The organism is Paenibacillus sp. 01T442 (genome assembly GCF_056398345.1).
Genome location: NZ_JBFTPF010000021.1, coordinates 12,074 through 26,949, shown reverse-complemented (window position 1 = coordinate 26,949; position 14,876 = coordinate 12,074). Strand labels below are relative to the sequence as shown.

General features: G+C 46.9%; 10 protein-coding genes. 9 read left to right on the top strand and 1 reads right to left on the bottom strand.

Features of this window, described 5'->3' with window-relative positions; genetic code table 11:
* Positions 1-7 precede the first annotated feature (7 nt).
* On the top strand, positions 8-5,095 hold the full coding sequence (locus AC1DLM_RS17910; protein WP_477570728.1) for a CBM96 family carbohydrate-binding protein: 5,088 nt from the start codon (positions 8-10) through the stop codon (positions 5,093-5,095).
* A gap of 115 nt (positions 5,096-5,210) precedes the next feature.
* Here the strand turns inward: AC1DLM_RS17910 and AC1DLM_RS17905 are convergent, their stop codons facing one another.
* Complete coding sequence (locus AC1DLM_RS17905) at positions 5,211-6,077, bottom strand: AraC family transcriptional regulator (protein WP_441987401.1); 867 nt, start codon at positions 6,075-6,077, stop codon at positions 5,211-5,213.
* A 167-nt stretch (positions 6,078-6,244) separates the two neighbouring features.
* On the opposite strand from AC1DLM_RS17905, the gene AC1DLM_RS17900 reads away from it, so the two are divergent.
* The 8 genes from AC1DLM_RS17900 (at position 6,245) to AC1DLM_RS17865 (ending at position 14,865) form a co-directional block, all read left to right on the top strand.
* Entirely contained in the window at positions 6,245-7,207 is a 963-nt protein-coding gene (locus tag AC1DLM_RS17900; protein ID WP_441987400.1) for an N-acetylneuraminate lyase, read from the top strand.
* Positions 7,208-7,219: 12 nt separating this feature from the next.
* On the top strand, positions 7,220-7,687 hold the full coding sequence (locus tag AC1DLM_RS17895; protein WP_441987399.1) for a NanQ anomerase/TabA/YiaL family protein: 468 nt from the start codon (positions 7,220-7,222) through the stop codon (positions 7,685-7,687).
* A 445-nt stretch (positions 7,688-8,132) separates the two neighbouring features.
* Complete coding sequence (locus tag AC1DLM_RS17890; protein WP_441987398.1) at positions 8,133-8,294, top strand: hypothetical protein; 162 nt, start codon at positions 8,133-8,135, stop codon at positions 8,292-8,294.
* Between the two features lie 51 nt (positions 8,295-8,345).
* Positions 8,346-10,832 carry a glycoside hydrolase family 38 N-terminal domain-containing protein gene (locus AC1DLM_RS17885; protein ID WP_441987397.1) on the top strand — a complete coding sequence of 829 codons (2,487 nt, stop codon included), beginning with the start codon at positions 8,346-8,348 and terminating at the stop codon, positions 10,830-10,832.
* A gap of 237 nt (positions 10,833-11,069) precedes the next feature.
* Positions 11,070-11,903 (top strand): class I fructose-bisphosphate aldolase, encoded by an 834-nt coding sequence (locus AC1DLM_RS17880; RefSeq protein WP_477570727.1) that lies wholly within the window; start codon positions 11,070-11,072, stop codon positions 11,901-11,903.
* 30 nt (positions 11,904-11,933) lie between these two features.
* Positions 11,934-13,091, top strand: a complete 1,158-nt coding sequence (locus AC1DLM_RS17875; RefSeq protein WP_441987395.1) for a Gfo/Idh/MocA family protein — start codon at positions 11,934-11,936, stop codon at positions 13,089-13,091.
* Between the two features lie 2 nt (positions 13,092-13,093).
* A complete protein-coding gene (locus tag AC1DLM_RS17870; protein WP_441987394.1) occupies positions 13,094-14,320 on the top strand; it encodes a carbohydrate kinase family protein in 1,227 nt (408 codons plus the stop codon).
* On the top strand, positions 14,317-14,865 hold the full coding sequence (locus AC1DLM_RS17865; protein ID WP_441987393.1) for a D-lyxose/D-mannose family sugar isomerase: 549 nt from the start codon (positions 14,317-14,319) through the stop codon (positions 14,863-14,865). The genes AC1DLM_RS17870 and AC1DLM_RS17865 overlap by 4 nt, the downstream gene beginning before the upstream one ends.
* Positions 14,866-14,876: the final 11 nt, after the last annotated feature.

Here is a 14,876-nt window from a genome sequence, read left to right as displayed (position 1 = left end):
TGAGTAAATGATAAAAAAGATGCAATTGAAAATAACGAGTATGGTTTTAGCTTTTTCAATGACAGCTGCTTTGCTCCAAGGTTTTGTTGCTCCGCTTGTTCCCTATGCAAACGATAAAATGTCTGCTTTAGCTGCGGTATCTAATCCATCTAATCCGGTTATCTCACAATTAAATCCGAGCGAAGACACCTATGTCAGAAATGGAGGGAATGCGAATACGAACTTTGGATCCTCTACAACTCTAGGTGTAAAGAGTTTTGATGCGGATATTAATATTAACCGACAAGCTTTCATGAAATATGATTTAAGCTCTTTTGCAGGTGAGATCGGATCGGCCAAGTTAAAGATATATGCCATTGACACTGAGAATTCAACGATCGGCGTTCAAGTGTTTGGCATGGAAGACGACGCATGGAAAGGAAACACGGTAACGTGGAATACCAAGCCGATTCCCGAACATTATATAACCAATATCAATGTTGGCAAAACAGCGAGCTGGTACGAAATCGATGTGACGGCATTCGTGAAGCGGCAGAAAGCGTTGGATCAGACAGCCAGCTTCGCGTTCTTAGAGCAAGCTGCACAAGGTCATGCTGTGAACATCAATAGTGTGGAGAATACGGAGAACCGTCCGTATTTGGAAATTTCCACTGATCGTGTAAATGCAAGCGCTCCCAATTGGCCGTCTGGGGGGGCAGTCAATATTTCTAATGTAAGCGCAACAGGCCTGCAATTGAACTGGACGGCGGCCACAGACCCGGCAGGCGTGGCAAACTATACGATTTATCAAAACGGAAATGTCATCGGAACGGTTGGCGGATCGGTAACTTCGTACACGGTGACAGGATTGCAGGTCGGACAGAAGGTTACGTTCAAGGTTGAAGGCGGTAATGCCCTGAATCAATGGAGTAACGACGGGCCGTATGTGACCGTAACGTTGCCTAACCCGAAACAGACGGTTATTCTGCCACTCGAGGACACCTATGTCCGGGGCGGAGGGAACGCGAATGATAACTATGGAACAGCTGCGTTGCTAGGTGTGAAGAATTTTGATGCAGACGCCAATTTAAACCGGCAAACGTATATGAAGTATGATTTGAAATATTATGCCAGCGAGATTGGGTCGGCCAAATTAAAGATCTATGCCATTGATACCGAGAATTCGACAATTGGTGTCCAAGTATTTGGTATGGAGGACGATTCATGGAAAGCCAACACGGTAACTTGGAATACGAAGCCAGCTATTGATACTTACATCGCCAACATCGATGTAGGCAAAACAGCGGGCTGGTATGAAGTCGATGTGACTGCTTTTGTGAAAAGGCAAAAGGCGTTGGATCAGACGGTCAGTTTCGCATTCTTGGAGCAAGCTGCACAAGGTCATGCTGTGCAAATTAACAGCATGGAAAACACGGTGAACCGGCCGTATCTGGAACTTTCCACAGATCGAGTAAATGCAAACGCTCCCAATTGGCCGTCCGGAGGAAGCCTCACCGTTTCGAATCCCAATGAAACGGGCTTACAATTAAACTGGTCGGCTGCGGCGGACCCTGTTGGCGTAACTGGTTATAAAATCTATCAAAACGGAATCCTCCTGGGGACGGTTGCCGGTACTGTAAGCTCTTATACGGTTACGGGGCTGCTAATCGATCAAAAGTACACGTTTAAGGTTGAGGCCGTGAACGGCTTGAATCAATGGAGCACGGATGGCCCTTTTATTACAACGATGTTGCCATCCACGAAACTGGTACAGCTTCGTCCGGGCAATGTGTTTATGGATCATGAGGCTATCCAATTTAAGGTAATATCTACAAGACCAAGCGTAACGTGGGCAGTCTATGACTATCAAGGAGCTGCGGTTTCCGAAGGGATCAGTCCGGTTGTTCAGGGCGAGGCTATTTTGACCGTTCCTTTTACAACGTTCGGTTATTTCACTCTACAAATTAAGGTCCAATCGAACATCAGCGATCCCGTTTCCATCAAAACTCCGTTTGCCGTGCTTTCTCCTTTAGATCAATCGGGGCATGCGAATTCTCCGTTCGGGATGGCTACCCATCTGCACCGTATCCCGCCGGCAGATGCTGCTAATATGATAAAAATGATGAAATATGCCGGAATCGATATGGTTCGGGACGGCAGAGAATGGAACAGTATTGAAAAGCAAAAGGGTTCATACACCTTTTCTCCTTCTCCTGATGATTACATGGCGAAGTTGAATGATGATCATTTTGATTTCACGTTTGTTTCCGGATTCAACAACCCGTTTTACGATAACAATAGCACCCCCTATACCGATGAGGGCCGTGAAGGATTCGCCAATTATGTGAAAGCATATGCGGATCGTTACGATGGCCAGCTTGATGCCGTCGAGGTTTTCAACGAATTCAACGGAAGCTTCGGGGACAGAGGAAACGGTCCGGCAGATTCCAAACCGGAAAACTATTTTCCATTGCTGAAAAAAACATATGAAACAGTCAAGGCTGCGCATCCTGACATGCCTGTCGTGGGCATGGTCATGGCTATCGACKTGAATTGGATGGAAAAAGTATTCCAGCTTGGGGGCATGCAATATTTGGATGTGATTTCCGTTCATCCTTATGTTTATCCCGGTGAGCCGGAACGATTGGAAAGTCAAATTAAAGGCTTGCAGGACTTGATTCGGACCTACAATAATGGGCAGCTGAAACCGATCTGGATCTCCGAGACAGGCTGGCCGACGCAACTGGACAGTCGCGGAGTGGATGAACAGAAGCAGGCGGACTACCTGATTCGTGGTTACGTCGTTTCAATCGCGAACGGCATCGATAAAATTATGTGGTACGATTTTATGAACGATGGAGTTCAGCTCAATTATAACGAAGATAATTTCGGCATCATCCGTAATCCGAATGATAAACTGGGCGCTTACACGCCTAAGCCTGCCTACGCGGCTTATGCGACCATGTCAAGAGCACTTGGCGGCGCACAGTTCGTAAGTAAGGATTCGACGGATACTGACATCCGAAGTTACGTTTTTGAAAAGAACGGTGAACAAATAAGAGCTTTGTGGGCAATAGGTTCGTCGGTCCCGGCTGTTATTCATACCACCAATTCGATCCAAATCACGGATATGATGGGAAATACAGAAACCTACGTCCCCTATAATGGGAATGTGTATGTGACATTAAACGATGAGCCGTTTTTTATAAAAGGGCATATTTCCGGAGTCGAAAAGGATTCCACGTTCTCCCTGCATGGAGATCCCACTCGGGTTGGTGATCCGATCAATCTGACATTGGAAACCGATAATACAACATTTGCATCATACTCATTTAGCTTGAAGGTTGAAGGCGAGTCATATCCGGTAGTTGCCGAGGGTGGTCATAAGGTTACCCAAATGCTGACCGTTTCGAATCTGAATGAACCCGGAGTCCGCTTGGTTAAGGGTTACTTGACGAAAGGGAATGACAAGATCGGCATGATAAGGAGTGCGGTTACAGCTCTCCAGTCCTATGAAGTCAAGGTTCGTCCCATTTTTGCCGACGTAGATACGATGACCAAAACGCTTCAAATTCAGATTAACAATCTTTCTGCCACCAAAGGATTGCAAGTTAAAAAAGTCGAATGGAAGTTCGGTACGCAATCGGGAACGAAGGACATACATGCTGTGGTTCAGTCCAGTTCCGCAGATGTATATGATATTCCGCTTATCGGTTACGGTCTAGGGGTAACCAATGCGCTTAAAGTCACGGTCTACTTTGATGAATTCGATCCATTCACTTATGAAGGAACGGCTGAATTCAATCCCATTATGCAAGGGACGGTAAACGTTGGCGGAGGGCTCGATCCAGAAACGGCAGCCGCTTCCTCCACAATCGACCTGTCCAAGGGTACAGTCAAGATGACAGGTTATCAAGGCGCAAGTGATTTAAGTGGGAAATTTTGGCTTAACTTCGATTCGAATCGTCTGTATATCACAGCCAGGGTCAAAGATAACACCATGACTGCACCCTTTACCGGAGCGGACATTTATAAAAATGACAGCTTTCAATTCGCAATTTCGAACGGACTCCCGGGAGAGAGTCTCAGTTGGTATGAATACGGGATTTCCCAAACACCAAACGGTCCGCAAATTTATCGCTGGATTACACCACCGGGAGTAAGTAAAGGGTTGGTGACAAATGGCGATCTTGTCGTCACGAGAGATGAAAATCAGCACGAAACGATTTACGAGTTGGGGCTTCCTTGGTCGGAATTAACACCGATTAAAGCTGAAAGGAACGGGGTCATCAGCTTCTCTTTATTGGTTAATGACAATGATGGTAACGGTAGGAAAGGTTGGATCGAATGGGGGGGYGGGATCGGCGACGGCAAATTGTCCAATAAATTTCGTTCCATGCAGTGGGTCGTAACAGATGATACCCCGCCAACTACTTTTGCTGCGCTTGCCGGAACGAAGCATAATGATTGGTACGTATCTGCTGTCAAAGTTAACCTGAGCGCCACGGATGATCGATCCGGTGTGACAGAGTCTGTGTATAGTTTGAATGACGGTGTCACATGGCAGCCATATACGCAGGAACTTAGGTTTGTTGAAGATGGAACACATACGTTGTTATACCGCTCAACCGATGCTGTAGGTAATGTGGAGCAAGCTAAGTCGGTTACATTAAAAATTGACCAGACTTCCCCGGTCGTGCAGATTTCCGGCGTTGGCACGTTTACTGTCGATCAGAATGTGAAGATAACATGTTCGGCCACGGATAGCGTATCGGGCATTGTTTACAGCAATTGTAACGGGCTGCTGGTTGATAGTCCTGCCTATATGCTGGGGTTGGGCACACATCAGGTATCGGCAACTGCTGAGGATGCAGCAGGCAACACTTCAATCGAAACATCAAGCTACACAATTCAAGTGACAAGGGACAGCTTAATGATAGTAACACAGCGATTCGTAACCGGTGCTGGATCGAACGGAGTGATCAACTCGCTTGTCAAAAAGCTGGAACATTCGCAGTATGGCGCTTATGTGAACGAGATATCAGCGCAAAAAGGAAAACGGATTCCGAACGAGTTGGCAGACATCTTGATTGAACTTGCCCACGCGCTAGAATAATGGCCTGCCCCGGTTAGGAGATAATTCTGACCGGGCTTTTCTAATATAAGGCGGTCCAAAATTTATTTTCAAATGGAATGGAGGGATTTAATATGTTTCGGAGGAGAACAGAGATTTAGTGCTCTCGCCCTTGCTGCTCCCGGTAATCGCGCGGCGACATTCCCTTCGTGCGAAGAAAGGAGCGGGAGAACGTGGGATAGGAAGAGAAACCGGATTCGTAGGCGATCTGCGAGATCGGCAAATCCGAGGAAATGAGCAGGCTGCAAGCGTGTCGGATCCGAAGCTCATGAAGGAAATCGATGAAATGGATGCCGAATTCGCTTCCGAACTGCGTGCTGAGTTGTGTCGGATGTATATGAAACTGCTCGGACAATGATGTCAGCGATAACGGTTCAAGATAATGGTCGTAAACGTACTGGACAATAGGCCAGATGCTCTTGGAATTTTTTGGGTGTTGCCTTTCAATTCGCTTTCCGTCTGGCTTGTCGCTGCCTCGAACGAACAGTGCCAATGCTTCGAGAAGCAACGCTCGCAGCATGATCGGCTTCCAGGCTTTCGACGATTCGTATTCCCGGTACAACCGTTCCCATAGCAGCAGCCCTTCCTCGAAATCGTGGCCCTCCAATCGGATATGCGTTGATCTGGGATTGTCGCTGCCAATTAGAAGCTCGTACACGCCCCAGGCCGATTCCGGGCCCGCAGTAAGCAGCTTCATATCGAAATTACAAATATACATCTGCAGCGTCTCGCCTGGCGTGGCATCATATTCGTGAATCTGGTAAGGCAGCAGAAGAACGACTGTGCCGGGCTGCAAGTTATGCTCGGTACCGTTGATGCGTTCCTTGCCCGTCCCTTCAAGCACGAATGATAATTCGATAAAGTCGTGGCGATGTGACGGGACCGAGGTGTACTTCTTTTTTTTCATATAAAAAGGAAAGTCTGTTTCGACATTCGGGTATTCGAACAAGTACTGCGGGTACATGGCACCTTTGGCTCCCTTCCGTTTTAGCTTCATTATAATTGAGTCGGTTTCATAAAGAAATGAGAGTTTTAATAAAAAAATGAGAAACGCATCACCATGCCTGGCGCTACAATACAATCATCACGATTCACAACAAGCGCTATGGCGCCAAKGGAGGAAATAGGAGTATGACGATTAACAACGAAACTATAAACAATGAAAAACGATCTACGTTTCGCGGTATTTTTACGGCGCTGCTGACACCGATGCATGAGGATGGCGCAATCGATTTTGAATCTTTGGCAAATCTAGTGGAGCATCAAATTAGTCAGGGCATTCATGGATTTTATGTGGGGGGAAGCACTGGAGAAGGATTTATTTTGACTAGCGGTGAGCGGGAACAAATATTGGAGACGGTGGTTAGGGCTGCTGCTGGGCGGGTTACAATTATTGCGCACGTAGGTTGCATCAGCACGCTGGAATCGATCAGACTTGCCAAACACGCGGAAAAGCAAGGCGTCGACGCAGTATCGGCTGTCGTTCCGTTCTACTACAAGGTGACGATGAAAGAAATCCGAGAGCATTACGAGGCCATTATGGCTGCGGTCCCGCTCCCGATGATCGTCTACCATTTCCCAGGAGCGACAGGGGTCAGCTTGTCCATGGACTTCTACGAGCAGATGAGCCGTAATCCGCAATGCATCGGAGTGAAATTCACGTCGCTGAATTTGTTTGAGATGCAGCAGATTCGGGCAAGATGCGGCAGTGAATTCCTGATTTTCAATGGACATGACGAGATCTATTCGGGAGGCGCTTATGCAGGGGCAGACGGTGCCATTGGCAGCACGTTCAACATGATGCCCGGCTTGTTCGCACAGATGTATAAGCTGATAGCGGCAGAAGAGCGGCCTCATATGCCAACGCTGCTGGCGATGCAATCCGAAGCCAACGAGGTGATCGCGCATATGATTCAGTTCGATGTTATCCCCTATGAGAAATATATGCTTTACTTGCAGGGCGTTATCTCATCGTGGGCCGTCCGCCAGCCGCTTAAACGGTTTACCGTAAAAGAATGTGAACAAATCAGAGTATTCTACGTTGAGAGTAACGTGCTGTGTCGTCACCGAAGCAATACGGGCATCGGACATTAGGAGGAGTCTGCGATGATTATCGATACGATCCGACATAGGCAGGATCACCAATTTCAATACGGTGAGGCCGTATGTCGTGCACTCGAATACGTCATAAATATGAACACGGCCGATATGCGTTCTACGGTTGAATTTGAAGGGAAGAACATGTACGTCATGAAGCAGAAACCGATGACAAAGCTGTTTGAGGAACAGCTTGCCGAGGCACATGCCTGTTATGCCGACATCCATTTCGTATTGGAAGGGGAAGAATGGCAAGGCTTCGCATCTACCTCCGATCTGAACCAAACGGTTGAAGACAAACTGGAGCAGAGCGACTACATCCTGTTCGAACATGTTGAGAACGAAGGACGTATCCGGCTTCTACCAGGCGATTTCACCGTCTATTGGCCTGGCGAAATTCATCGACCTAATTGTCATCCGACAGGGAGCGTGCATTTAGTCAAGCTCGTTGTTAAGATTCACCGCGATTTGCTTTAAAACTGGCGACATTTTAAACCTTGGCGGTGAACACCGCAAAATAGAGGCGAAGGATTTGAGCTTGATTCAAATCGACCATATCTGTAAGCGATATGGGATGGGCGGCTGGTGCATTAGAATGAAATAGAAAAAAATTGCGCAAAGCAGGGCCTTACGAGAAATCGTAAGGCCTTTTTTTATTTAATTATTAAAATGTGCTTACATTTAACTCGGTCTCCTCCTAAAAGTACAACTTTTAAAATTCAGATCGCAGGGGCAGCTGACGAAAGTACCTGAAATCTAACGAAAAGTCCTAGATTATAGTATTAATTCGTAAGCCAGTCCCTTAAGATAGAGAGAATGTGAACCTTTTCATTCGATCCGTCAAGGAGGGATTGGTTTCTATTTTTTAGACTACATACAATAAGATGATCGAGAGATCATGGAAGGAGGCCCTGCCTTCGTAGTGAAGCAATGGATGAAGGGAATAGGATTTGCGGTCATGTTCGTGGTCGTTGTCGGTTGTACAATGCTAGATGACGAGCCTCCTACAGGTGAAAATATAGCCCGTCATACGGAGCTTCCGAAAACAACCGCAAGTGCTTACTTACTATATGGATATGTATAAGAAAAATAAACTGGCGATGGAAGCAGGAGCACCATCCTGAGAGGATATGCGATGAAATCATTACACTTATTATGCAATGCGCATCTAGATCCCGTTTGGCAATGGGAATGGGAAGAGGGGGCAGCAGCGGCGGTTTCGACCTTCCGTGCAGCAGCTGAATTCTGCGAAGAGTATGGCGGCTTCGTATTTAACCATAATGAGGCTCATCTTTATTTGTGGATTGAAGAGTATGAACCTGAACTGTTTGTTCGCATACAGGGGCTCGTTAAGCAGGGGAAATGGCATATCATGGGTGGCTGGTATTTGCAGCCGGATTGCAACATGCCTTCTGGCGAATCGTTCGTTAGACAGATGCTGAGCGGAAGGATGTATTTCGAGGAGCAATTCGGTGCACGGCCCACAACGGCAATTAATTTCGATTCTTTTGGACATAGTAAAGGGCTCGTTCAAATTATGCAGCAGGCTGGCTATGATTCTTATGTGTTCATGCGTCCAGATTCATTTCCCGAGCTTCCAGGACAGGATTTTATCTGGGAAGGCTTTAATGGTTCCAAACTAGCTGCCCATAAGGTGAAAGATGGCTACAACACCTTGCTGGGTAAATCAGTAGAGAAAATCAAGCAGCATATGGAGCAGCTAGGGGATCAACCTGTTGGTCTTGTTCTATGGGGTGTCGGTAATCATGGCGGGGGCCCTTCTCGGGAAGATTTGGGTCACATTGCGGAGTTGATGAAAGCGGATACGGGCTTTGATATTCGGCATTCCACGCCGGAAGCGTACTTTAAGGAACTCCTTGCGAAGGTTGAATTACCTAACTTTGACGGCGATTTGAATCCCCGATTTGTTGGGTGCTACACATCGATGATCCGTATTAAACAGAAGCATCGCAAGCTGGAAAGTGAATTATTTATGACGGAAAAAATGTTGTCGGCAGCCGTGCTAAATCGTTTACTTGCTTATCCGCATAAGGAGATGCACGAAGCTTTACGCGATCTGATGACCGCACAATTCCATGACATCTTACCCGGTACATCCGTACAGCCAGCGGAAGAAGCTTCTATTCGAACGCTGGATCATGGATTGGAAATTGTCGCACGGATGAAAGCTAGAGCTTTCTTCGCTTTAGCGAAGGGGCAGCCGAAGGCACAGCTCAAGGAATATCCGATTCTTGTGTTTAATCCGCATCCATTCCCAATCGAGACGACAGTAGAATGTGAATTTATGCTGGAAGATCAGAACTGGAACGAGGAATTCTCGCTCCCTGTGGTTTACCGAGGCGGACAGCAGGTGCCTTCACAGCCAGAGAAAGAGCTGAGTAACTTGAACTTGGATTGGCGGAAACGCACCGTGTTCAAAGCAGTACTAGAGCCGATGACCATGAACCGATTTGATTGTCGATTGGAAATGATTCCGGAGCGTCCAGCGGTTGCGCTTCTGCCAGAGGGCGGCAATTGGATTTTCCGTTCTGAGCGACTGGATGTCATCATCAACGGTTCGACAGGTCTCATCGATTCGTATCGAGTGGATGGCGTCTCTTACTTGAAGCCATCTGCATGCAAGCCGATCGTCGTGACTGATAATGAAGATCCATGGCGGATGGACGTGAATCGTTTTGACAGTGTAGAAGGGGAATTCGAGCTGATGAACCCTCGTAGCGGAACAACGTTCAGCGGCGTTAAGCAAGGTGAGTTAGCCTCTGTTCGTGTGGTCGAGGATGGTCCGGTTCGCACCGTCATCGAGGCGTTGCTCAGCTATGGCGATTCCGTCATCTGCCAAACCTATAAGCTTCCAAAGCAAGGAACGGAAGTTGAAATTCATGTGCGTGTGTATTGGAACGAGAAGGATAAAATGTTGAAATGGTCCGTACCTACCTTATTGGAGGAAGCGGCGTATGTGGGGCAGACGGCTTACGGCATCAGTGAATTAAAGAGGAATGGCGATGAGGTTGTTGCCCAACGCTGGGTAGCTGCGCAGGAACAATCTGCGAATGATCACACCGCTAGTGCTGTGACGTTAATTAACGATTCCGTCTATGGTTCCGATTATCAAGCGGGTGAGATTCGCTTGTCCTTGCTCCGCGGCGCAGGATATTGTGCCCACCCGATTGGGGAACGACCGATCTTACCTCAGGATCGATTCCTCCCTCGCATGGACCAAGGAGAACGTGAGTTCTCGTTTTGGTTGAACGCGGGTGCAGCAGAGAATCGCTTCGCTGTAATCGAGACGGAAGCGCTGGTCCATCATGAAAAGCCATATGCGCTTTCATTCTTCCCATCCGGCGAAGGCACGCAGCCGCAATGCCCATTCCAGCTTGAAGCTTCAAGCGTTCAATTGACTGCCTTCAAGAGAGCTGAGAATGGAGATGGTTATATTTTGCGCTTATTTGAATCCTCAGGTAAAGGTGAAACGGCCAAATTGTATTTCCCGGAAAATAATTTGCATAAGGAAATCAAGTTGAATGGCTTCGAAATTGTTACGCTACGGTATCGTAAAGAAACAGGAGAAGTTGTGCAAGAGTCATTAATGGAAGGTTATTAAGGTTGATTCCAATTATTGCGATCTATCCATTTATGCAAAGATACTTTATTGACGGTATTATGATGGGATCTGTAAAAGTGTAGGTTAACCATGCGAGCCCTAGAGTTGGATCTAGGAGCTCGTATTTTTTTATCGCAGAATAGAAAAAGTGATAGACGTATGTTATAAAATAACATATTATTATGTTATAAATTAACTTTTAAATGTTATTTTAAAACAATGAAAAGGGTGGGAGACATGTCCGTTCAACCAAGATTAAATCGCATGTTTAGTGAGCAGGGGAAATGCTTTGATGTAGCTATCGATCATGGCTTCTTTAATGAGGCTCAGTTTCTAACCGGAATCGAAAATATGAAGGAAGCTGTTGAAACCATCGTTCATGCGAGTCCGAACTGTATTCAACTTAGCATAGGTCAAGCCAAGCATTTGCAAGCCATCCCAGGCAGTCATAAACCAGGACTTGTGCTTCGTACAGATGTTGCCAATATTTATGGGAATGTGCTTCCTGCGTTTCTTTTCAGCGAACTGATTGACAAAGCGATTGAGCAAGCGGTCCGGATGGATGCTGTAGCTGTATGTGTGAACCTGTTGCAATTGCCGAATCAGCCCCAGCTTCATTATCAATGTGTGAAAAATGTATCACATCTTAAAACAGCATGTGAAAAATTCGGCATGCCGCTGATGGTGGAGCCTTTAGTTATGCTTGCAAACGAGGAAAAAGGCGGCTATATCGTCGATGGCGATATCAACAAAATAATKCCGCTTGTTAGGCAAGCTGTTGAACTTGGGGCAGATGTCATTAAAGCAGACCCATCTGAGCATGTAGAAGAGTATCATCGTGTCATTGGGATTGCTTCTGGCGTTCCTGTCCTTGTCCGCGGGGGAGGCCGAGCAAGCGATGAAGAGATCATGAGCCGCACGGTGGAGCTGATGAAGCAAGGCGCATCGGGTATTGTGTACGGCCGCAATGTCATTCAGCATCCGAATCCTGCTGGCATGACCAAAGCTTTAATGTCCATTGTTCATCACGGGGCTTCGGAAGACCAGGCGCTTGCGTTACTGCGTAAATAACTTAACATACCAGAAGGAGGTCATCTCATTTTGACTAGGACAATTATTCGGTTTGGTGTTATCGGCTGCGGCTTGATGGGCAAAGAATTTGCAAGTAGCGCCGCAAGATGGTGCCATCTTACCGAGATCGATAGTGAACCCCGAATCATAGCGGTTTGTGATGCCAACTCTGCAGCGACACAGTGGTTCAAGGACAGCGTATCAAGTGTGGAAGCTACCTATACGGATTATAGGGAGATGCTTGCGAACCCCCATATTGACGCGATTTACTGTGCGGTTCCCCACAACCTGCATGCTCAAATCTATATCGATATCATTGAAGCAGGGAAACATTTGCTAGGTGAAAAGCCATTCGGTATCGATCAGGCAGCCAATACCTTGATATTGGAAGCTATTTCACGCAATCCCCATGTCATCGTTCGTTGCTCATCAGAATTCCCATTTTTCCCAGGCGTTCAACAAATGGTTCAGTGGGTAGAAGAGAATAAATTCGGGAAGATCATTGAGGTTGAGGCTGGATTCTGGCATTCAAGTGACTTAGATCCGACGAAACCAATCAATTGGAAAAGGCGTATCGCTACGAATGGCGAATATGGTTGTATGGGCGATCTGGGGATGCACGTTCTTCATTTGCCTCTGCGTTTTGGTTGGAAACCGAAATCCGTAAGAGCTTTGCTGTCCAAAATTGTACCAGAACGTCCCGATGGCAAAGGGGAGATAGTTCCATGCGAAACGTGGGATAATGCCATATTGGCCTGTGAGGTAGATACGGGAGGGCAACAATTTCCGATGGTCCTATCGACCAAGCGTATTGCCCCAGGACATGCTAATACGTGGTTCATCCGAATCATGGGCACGGAATTCTCTGCGGAATTTACAACCAAGAACCCAAAGCAAGTGAGTTCATTGCCTTACAACCCTGGCGGGGTACAGTCTTGGCATCAAACAGATGCTCCTTATAAGTCGGCGTACAGYACCATTACAGGAGCAATCTTTGAGTTCGGCTTCTCGGATTCGATCTTGCAGATGTGGGCTGCATTCTGTGATGAATTAGCACACCCTAAAGAGATGGCGCAGCCTTTTTATTGCGCCACGCCAGAAGAAGCCGCAGCCAGTCATCAGGTGTTTACAGCTGCGTTAGAATCCAATCGAACCGGTCAAACCATAGCGCTACATTGGGAGGAATAAATGTGAGCGGCAAAGCGGAAGTCATCGTGGCAGGGCATATTTGCTTGGATATTATTCCAACGATTGATGAGAAACAATCGAGCTTGGCTGCCCTGCTATCACCTGGGAAGCTTGTGAATATCGGGCCTGCCGTCATTTCAACGGGAGGTGCAGTTTCAAATACCGGACTTGCGCTTCACCGACTGGGAAGCAAGGTGAAATTAATGGGGAAGATAGGTGCGGACCCCTTCGGTGAAGCCATACTTACCCTGCTGAGGCAGCAGGATCCTTCCTTAGTGGAGGGGATGATTGTATCGCCGGAGGCTAATAGTTCCTATTCCATCGTCATTAGTCCACCGAATATGGATCGGATGTTTCTGCACTCGACGGGAGCTAATGATACGTATGCGGCTTCTGATTTGAATCAGGAACAATTGCAAGGAGCAAAGCTGTTTCATTTTGGTTATCCACCTCTCATGAAGAACATGTTCGAGAATGAGGGGGCAGAGCTTGTATCCTTATTGAAGAAAGTCAAAGCGAGTGGCTTGACGGTTTCTCTTGATATGGCCAAACCTGACCCAGAATCAACTGCTGGAAGGGGGAATTGGCGAGAAATTCTGACGCAAGCTCTTCCTTATGTCGATGTTTTTTTACCAAGCTTCGAAGAAATTGTTTATATGCTCGACCGAGAGCGTTACGACCTCATGGAAAAAACGGCTCCAGATGGCGACCTGTTGTCTTATGCTGATGGCGTATTATTAGCTCAACTATCCGCTGAGCTCATCCAAATGGGGGTGGCGATTGTAGTCATTAAACTGGGGGAGCATGGGTTATATGTACGAACAACCTCAGATGAGAAGAAATTTGCACGGATGGGGCTAAGTTTACCCCAGCAGAATCAATTCGATGATTGGCTAAACTGCGAATACATTTCCTCTTGTTATGAAGTCGATGTTGTAGGTACAACAGGGGCAGGAGATTGCACAATTGCAGGTTTCCTATTTGGACTGACAAGGGGGCTATCTCTAAAGGAGTCACTGCAGAGCGCTGTTGGCGTAGGAGCTTGCAATGTGGAACAGGCGGATGCGACCAGTGGCATACCCGAGTGGACAGCGGTCCAAGACCGAATGAACAAAGGATGGAAGAAACGGGCGACGAAGTTGAAGCTGGTCAATTGGCATTTGCATGATGATCAGATCTGGATAGGACCTTATCATAAGTCTTCGAAAGAGAGCGTGAGAAGCGAATGAAGCGAAGTGAGATTAAGCAAGCTCAGCAGCTGGCTGAACATATGTTGACATCATCAGGCATTCATTTAACTCAGGAAGAGATTGCACGAATTGAAGTTGCAGACTTTGGACTGGGACAGCTTGAGGTACAAGGGCTGGAGCTCATTACTTATATCAATACCGACCGTTATTGTGCAAAAGACTTAGTTCTTTTTCCACGACAAACTTGTCCCGAGCACCTTCATCCTAGAATCGCGAACGAACCTGGTAAAATGGAAACTTTTCGCTGCCGTGCAGGGGTCGTCTATTTATATGTGGAGGGGGAGCCTACACCAGAGATAGCGGCTATTTTACCTTCAGGAAGTGAGGATTCCTATACTGTCATGAATGAAATCGTCCTCCATCCGGGCGAGCAATATACCATTGAACCTGGGATTAAACATTGGTTTCAAGCTGGCGTTGAAGGGGCCATCATTTCCGAATTTTCAAGTACGAGTCGGGATGAGTTGGATATCTTTACAGATCTGCGCATTCAACGAATGCCGATTATTCATGAAGATGCGTAGGTAGAATCCTA

Coding starts and splice junctions, on each gene's coding strand:
- AC1DLM_RS17885 (WP_441987397.1), top strand. CDS start 8,346: ATGAAATCATTACACTTATTATGCAATGCGCATCTAGATCCCGTTTGG.
- AC1DLM_RS17865 (WP_441987393.1), top strand. CDS start 14,317: ATGAAGCGAAGTGAGATTAAGCAAGCTCAGCAGCTGGCTGAACATATG.
- AC1DLM_RS17905 (WP_441987401.1), bottom strand. CDS start 6,077: ATGTACCCGCAGTACTTGTTCGAATACCCGAATGTCGAAACAGACTTT.
- AC1DLM_RS17900 (WP_441987400.1), top strand. CDS start 6,245: ATGACGATTAACAACGAAACTATAAACAATGAAAAACGATCTACGTTT.
- AC1DLM_RS17895 (WP_441987399.1), top strand. CDS start 7,220: ATGATTATCGATACGATCCGACATAGGCAGGATCACCAATTTCAATAC.